8 protein-coding genes are annotated in these 6,000 nt (G+C 61.6%); 3 read left to right on the forward strand and 5 right to left on the reverse strand.

Features of this window, described 5'->3' with window-relative positions; all coding sequences use genetic code 11:
- The first annotated feature begins 153 nt into the window (after positions 1–153).
- Positions 154–1,032 carry a sterol desaturase family protein gene (locus J5M57_RS21010; RefSeq protein ID WP_169842211.1) on the forward strand — a complete coding sequence of 293 codons (879 nt, stop codon included), beginning with the start codon at positions 154–156 and terminating at the stop codon, positions 1,030–1,032.
- A 1-nt stretch (position 1,033) separates the two neighbouring features.
- On the opposite strand, the gene J5M57_RS21015 is transcribed toward J5M57_RS21010, so the two are convergent.
- A complete protein-coding gene (locus J5M57_RS21015; protein ID WP_207850077.1) occupies positions 1,034–1,717 on the reverse strand; it encodes a helix-turn-helix domain-containing protein in 684 nt (227 codons plus the stop codon).
- A complete protein-coding gene (locus J5M57_RS21020) occupies positions 1,718–2,842 on the reverse strand; it encodes a glycerophosphodiester phosphodiesterase (protein WP_083368137.1) in 1,125 nt (374 codons plus the stop codon).
- Positions 2,843–3,064: 222 nt separating this feature from the next.
- On the opposite strand from J5M57_RS21020, the gene J5M57_RS21025 reads away from it, so the two are divergent.
- Complete coding sequence (locus J5M57_RS21025) at positions 3,065–3,391, forward strand: DUF2025 family protein (RefSeq protein ID WP_207850078.1); 327 nt, start codon at positions 3,065–3,067, stop codon at positions 3,389–3,391.
- Positions 3,392–3,525: 134 nt separating this feature from the next.
- Here J5M57_RS21025 and J5M57_RS21030 read toward each other — a convergent pair whose 3' ends face one another.
- Both J5M57_RS21030 and J5M57_RS21035 read right to left on the reverse strand, forming a co-directional pair.
- The gene (locus tag J5M57_RS21030) at positions 3,526–3,840 is read right to left on the reverse strand and encodes an antibiotic biosynthesis monooxygenase (protein WP_207850079.1); all 315 of its coding nucleotides are present in this window, start codon (positions 3,838–3,840) and stop codon (positions 3,526–3,528) included.
- Entirely contained in the window at positions 3,837–4,544 is a 708-nt protein-coding gene (locus J5M57_RS21035; protein ID WP_207850080.1) for a CTP synthase, read from the reverse strand. Before J5M57_RS21035 ends, J5M57_RS21030 begins: the two co-directional genes overlap by 4 nt.
- Before the next feature lie 16 nt (positions 4,545–4,560).
- Here J5M57_RS21035 and J5M57_RS21040 point away from each other — a divergent pair, with 16 nt between their 5' ends.
- Positions 4,561–5,502, forward strand: coding sequence for a LysR family transcriptional regulator (locus tag J5M57_RS21040; protein ID WP_064588807.1), 942 nt, complete (start codon positions 4,561–4,563; stop codon positions 5,500–5,502).
- Here J5M57_RS21040 and J5M57_RS21045 read toward each other — a convergent pair.
- On the reverse strand, positions 5,503–6,000 hold a 498-nt coding region (locus J5M57_RS21045; RefSeq protein WP_207871993.1), incomplete at its 5' end, for a DUF1003 domain-containing protein.

The following is a 6,000-nucleotide window of genomic DNA, read 5'->3' on the forward strand; positions in this document are numbered from 1 at the left end:
TTGGGTATCGAATGGGGTTGATCTGTTTCAGTGGGGCCAGACTAACCAGCGCAACTTAATTCACCCTTAATTGACCTTGTTCGATTGCGTCGTTTGTTCAATTGTCGTTCGCCGCGCGCTCGCATGCTGTGCCTTCGATCAACGGAGGTGCACATGAAACGCAGGGTTGCCGGCTTGTACGCGCCAGTGTTCTGGGGCGGATTCATCGGGTTCGGAGTTTGGGTGTCGCAGGTGTCGACGTTGTGCTTGCTGCCGCTGTTTGTCAGCGCGCTGCTCGTTTCGTTTATTGCCGAATGGTCGCTGCCCTATGAGCCGGGCTGGAACCATCCGGCCGGTGACCGGCGCCGCGACATCCTGCACGCATTAGTCAACGAAGCACTGAATGCACTGGGCCTGCTGGCATTGCCGGGCCTGGTAACGCTTTTTGCGATTGACGGCGCATGGCCGTGGGAGTGGCCGTTATGGCTGCAGCTGGCGCTGGCGATATTCATTGCCGACGCCGGGATCAGCCTGATGCATTACGCCAGCCACCGCGTGGCGTGGCTATGGCGGCTGCACGCGGTGCATCACAGTGTCGAGCGACTGTATGGTTTCAACGGTTTGATGAAACATCCGCTGCATCAACTGCTGGAAGCGACGTCGGGGCTGCTGCCGTTGCTGGTGCTGGGCATTCCTTCGCAGGTCGCGGCGTTGCTGGCGTTTGCCATTGCCATTCAACTGCTCTTGCAGCACTCGAATGTCGATATCCGCATGGGGCCGCTGCGCTGGATTTTCGCCTGGGCGCCGCTGCACCGCTTTCATCACATGAAGTACGGGCGGGCCGGGGACGTCAATTTCGGGCTGTTTTTTACGCTGTGGGACTGGCTGTTGGGCACCGGTTTCTACACCCCGGACTATCAGATCCGCCAGGGTGATCTGGGAATCGGCAGCCGCCCGGATTTTCCCCGTGACTACGCCGCGCAATTGCTTGATCCGTTCGCGACGGTCACGTTGAGTCGCGAGCCAGTGGTGCCGCCAGCGCTGCGCCGTTGAATCAGTCCAGCAGCTGCAAATCGATACGCCGCAACGCCTGACACGCGGTGACGCCGAAGAGTTTTTTCACGCTGCGCGAGAAGTGCGCCGAATCGGCAAACCCCGCCGAATGTGCTGCATCGGTCACCGGGCTGCCCAGCAGAATCGCCGCCATCGCCAGGCGCAAGCGGCGCCACAGCACCAGTCGGCGCACCGGCAGACCGACCTGACTGACGAACAGCCGCTGCAACTGACTCAGCGACACATGTGCGGCGTCAGCTACGGCGCGCGCCGCGACTTTGTCGATCAGCGAAGCATCGATGGCAGCCAGTGCGCGTTCGATGCGTGGATCGCTCAGCAAGCGGCGCGGACATTGGCGTATCGCGCGATCAAGTGCGGGCAGCGATAGTTCGGCGGCAAACAGTCGATCGACAAGCGTCTGCGCATCAAACAGCAGCGGTTCGGCGTAAACGGTAAACAGCGGATCCGGCGCGTCGACAATCGCGTGGCGCACATTGGAAGGAATCAGCAGCGGGGAGGCGGTGACCGGCGTGCCGTCCAGCAGCACGGTGGCCGGACGCTCGGGAGCGAGGATGATCTGGTGGGCGTAGTGGGAATGGGGCGCGGTGCGCCCCGACACTCCGTGGATCAGGCCATAGTCGTGCCCCAGCCAGAGGCGGCCTGTCCACTCGGTGTGCGTGTTCACTCAGAACCCGTTGTTCTTCAACACCTGATCAACACTGGCAGCTGCCGGGCGCTTGTAGAACTTCAACAGTTCGCTGGCGCGGTTGGTGAAGATGCCGTCGACACCGGCCGCCATGACTTTCTCGAAGTCCACCGGCTCATCGACGGTGTAGACGTGCACGAGCATGCCTTGATCGTGGGTGTATTGGTTCATCCACGGTTGCACCAGATCCGAATAGCTCTGGTCGCCGCCCTTGGTCAGTTTGGCCGAAGGGCCGGTGCCGATGGCGCCCTGCGCCTTGGCGAAATCAACCCATTGCTTGAATTCGGCTTCGGACTTCGGCTCCTGTTTGCCGTAGAACACGTTCTTGTCCTTCTCGCCGGACTCGGCAAAGGTCACCTTCGATTTCGGCTCGATGCTGCCTTCGCCGACCCACAGCAAGAGGATCTTCGGCACTTGCGGCATTTCCTTTTGCAGCAGGACGAGGCTGTTTTTCTCGAAGGTCTGCAGGATCACCTTGCCTTTGCCTTGGCCGACACCCAGCTCGCTCTTCGCCAGTTTCGAACCGGCCGGGCTCAGCCAGCCGCGATCCTGCAGCTTTTCTTTCAGGTCATGCTCGATCCCCGGGAACAGTTGCGGCTCCTTGGTTTCGATGTACAGGCCCGGCTTGTGTTTCGGGTTGGCCTGGGCGATGTCGATGATTTCGTCCAGGGTCAGGATCTTCAGCCCGGCGTAGGTCGGGCGCGCGCGATCGGGGTAAGCCTTGTTGTACCAGCTGCCGGCGTCGAGGGTTTTCAGTTCGGCCATGGTGAAGGCCGTGGCCGGGCTGTCCTTGCGCTCCGGGAACTTGGTGGCGACGTCGGTGGTGCGTTGCAGGTTGTTGTCGTGCAGGGCGAACAGCACGCCGTCCTTGCTGCGCTGCAAGTCCATTTCCAGGTAATCGGCACCGAGGTCGCGGGCCAGTTTGTAGGAGGCGGCGGTGGATTCCGGTGCATCGAAGGACGCGCCACGGTGGGCGATCACTGCCGGGTGCGGGATGCCATGGGCCGCGGCCAGTGCGTTGACGTCAGTCGCGGCGGCGTGGGCCTGGCCGAGACCGAGCATCAGGCTCAGCATGAGGGCGCTTTTGGTGAAAGTGGCGGACATGTTCGAGTTCCTTTCGCAGGGCATTTTCAAAGACGTACCTTTTAACAAGTGAATCGATTGCGTGCTATCGCCAGACCGACATAAACGTATTAAAAGCGATTTTTCCTGCACTTTTGTGGCGCGGTTTGCAGTACGCTTGCCCGTGGCAGCCGCCCCGGCAGAGGGCGCGCCGTATCCTGTGCCCTGCGTGTAAACCATCGATGATTTTTCGTGAGGTTTACCATGCGCATCACTTCCCAACTCATCTGCCAGGCCGCCGACGACCTCAAGGGCTTTGTCGGCCTCAATCGCAAGACCGGCCAGTACATCGTGCGTTTCAGCGAAGATTCGTTCGGCATGGACGTGGCCGATGACGGCATCATTCCCACCAGCGAATTTGTCTGGGCGGCGGCCTCTGAGACGACCATGACTTTGAAGCGCGAGCTGATTCAGCTGTTGCTGGATCAGAACATCGATGACCGGATCAACATTACCGAGCCGTTGCGGGTGTACATGAGCAAGGTTGAGGTGCCGGAGATTGTGGCGGTGCGCAGTCTGGTGAAGGGCTGAGATTTTTGCATTGACGCTACTGGCCTCATCGCGGGCAAGCCTCGCTCCCACAGGTTTTGCGTTGTTCTGAAGATCAGGCAGTACCTGTGGGAGCTGGCTTGCCAGCGATGAGGCCAGTGAGAACACCACCCAACTCACTGGCCAAATCGATACTCGCGCTCCACCCGACACACCCGCGTCTGAAATGTCGAATACCACTGCGTCCGCCCACGCGCCTGAATCACCCGGTGCTCGGGATGCTCGCGCCAGGCCAGAATCGCCGCCTCGCTCTCCCAGTAGGAAATTGTGATCCCGACCCCGTCTTCCCCGCGAATCGAATCTACGCCGAGAAACCCCGGCTGCTGCACCACCAGCTCCATCATGCGTTCGGAGGCCGCTGCGTAACCGTTGTCACCCTCGGTGCGGGTCGAGGTGAAGATCACCGCGAAGCAAGGCTCGTTCGGCGTCATGGGGTTTGCTCCGCGCATGCTTCAACGAACGCCCGCACCAGCAGCGGCACCTGACCCTTGAGTGCCGCACGTTCCGGTTGAAACAGCGTCGCGACAAAAAACACATGGTTGTTCAACTCGATCGCCCGCAAATCACCCGCCGAATCATGACCCACGGCATGGAGCTGATGGCTCAGCAATGCCCGTTCGAACTGCGGATTGACACCGAAGCGGCAGCGATAGCCTTCACGAATTTCGGACGTTTCGTACGCCTTGGCGATCAACGAGCCGGCGACCAGACGAATGCTGTCTACGGCTTCCACCAATGAACAGGTCAGCGGCGTAAGCACCGCTCGCGGCGAATCCGGCGACGTCTCGCCATGCTCGGCATCGGCCCAGCCCAGCACGTTGCGGGAAAACTCCAGCACCGCATGCTGAAAACCACCGCAAGTGCCGAGGAAAGGGCGCTGTTGTTCGCGGGCAAAACGGATTGCTCGCAGTGCGCCGTCTTCGCTTTTATAAGGACTGGCGGGTACGCACCAGAAACCGTCGAACTCGCTGAGTGGGGTGTCGGCGTGAATCTGATCGGTGGGCAGCCATTGGCATTGCACGTCCCGGTTGAGGTGTTCGGCAACCAGACCGAGGGCGACAGGAATGGCTTGGTGAGCGGTGACTTGCGGGTCGTAATCGCCAATCAGGGCGATACGGATGGCGCTGTTTTCCATGGGGGGTTCCCTGCGCTTGTTGATTGATCGCAGCCACTATAGATTGGCGTTCACGCACTCAATATTGGCGTTTCCCCAAGTGATCAATGCAGCGGCGCACTATCGACTCGACTACCCGGATCTGGCGCTGATTCTCGCGCTGGTGCGCGGCGGCTCTCTGGCGCGGGCTTCGCAGTTGCTCAGGGTAGACGTGTCGACGGTGTTTCGCGCCGTACGTCGTCTGGAGTCGGCGCTGGGTCAGCAATTGTTCGAAAAGAGCCGCGCCGGTTACTTGCCGACCACGCTCGCGCAATCCCTGGCCGAGCAGGCCGAGCGCGCCGAACAGGCGCTGGAGGCGGCGCGCATCGGTGTCGAGCAGGGCGGGGAAGTGGTCAGCGGCACGGTGCGTCTGACCTGTACCGATTCGGTGTTGCAAGGCCTGCTGTTGCCGGCGCTGGCGCAGTTCATGCCCAACTACCCGGCGCTGACCCTCGAACTGAGCACCTCCAATGATTTCGCCAACCTCAGCCGGCGCGATGCCGACATCGCCCTGCGGCTGACGCGCACACCGCCGGAGCACCTGGTCGGACGGCAACTGGCGAAGATTTCCTACCGGGTCTGTGCCAGTGCGCGGTATCTGCAAAACGTTGATGCGAGCGATCTGGCGGCACTGACCTGGATCGCCCCGGACGAGTTTCTGCCGGATCACCCGACTGTCGCCTGGCGCCGCCAGCACTGGCCCGGCGTAACCCCGGCTTATCGCTGCAACAGCATGCTGTCGGTGACTGAACTGGTGCGTGGCGGACTCGGCGTGGCGGCGTTGCCGGACTTTCTGATCACCGAAGGTTTGCAGGCCCTCAGCGAACCGCTGCACGGCTACGACACTGCGCTGTGGCTACTGACCCGCCCGGACTGCCGGGCCTTGCGCTCGGTGGTCACGCTGTTCGATGAGCTGGGTCGGGCGCTGCGTCTGCCGTGATCAGGGCTGCCGGGTCTGGCATATGTGTTGGTGCAACTCGCGAGTCAGCCCCTCAATACGTTCGGTCAGGCTCTTGGTCATTTCGGTGAGGCGGGTGTTCTGCTCCAGCAGCTCAAGCAATTGCGCGGTGGTCTGCGCCGCTTGTGCCTGGCGCTCGGTGTTGGCCACCGCCAGCGCTTCACGGTGTTGCGCGTCGGCATCCGATTGCGCCTTGTCCCGCGCGGCCTGACGGGTTTGTGCCAGCAGGATCAACGGTGCGGCATACGCTGCTTGCAGACTGAACGCGAGGTTGAGCAGGATGAACGGGTAGACGTCGAACTGCGTCACGCCCAACACGTTGAGGCCGATCCACACCGCGACGATCACGGTTTGCGCGCCAAGGAACAGCGGCGTGCCGAAGAACCGCGCGAAGGCCTCGGCACGCAAAGCGAAGGTGTCGTTGCCGAACGTGGTGTTGAGGTGGGCGTGGGGGCGGTGGAAGCGCAGGTGATCGACAGG

It is taken from the genome of Pseudomonas sp. 86_A (assembly GCF_017491705.1).
Taxonomy (GTDB): Bacteria; Pseudomonadota; Gammaproteobacteria; order Pseudomonadales; family Pseudomonadaceae; genus Aquipseudomonas; species Aquipseudomonas koreensis.

Bases quoted from the DNA above. Each gene is read 5' to 3' on its own strand.
- J5M57_RS21010 (WP_169842211.1), top strand. From the start codon at position 154: ATGAAACGCAGGGTTGCCGGCTTGTACGCGCCAGTGTTCTGGGGCGGA.
- J5M57_RS21020 (WP_083368137.1), bottom strand. From the start codon at position 2,842: ATGTCCGCCACTTTCACCAAAAGCGCCCTCATGCTGAGCCTGATGCTC.
- J5M57_RS21025 (WP_207850078.1), top strand. From the start codon at position 3,065: ATGCGCATCACTTCCCAACTCATCTGCCAGGCCGCCGACGACCTCAAG.
- J5M57_RS21030 (WP_207850079.1), bottom strand. From the start codon at position 3,840: ATGACGCCGAACGAGCCTTGCTTCGCGGTGATCTTCACCTCGACCCGC.
- J5M57_RS21035 (WP_207850080.1), bottom strand. From the start codon at position 4,544: ATGGAAAACAGCGCCATCCGTATCGCCCTGATTGGCGATTACGACCCG.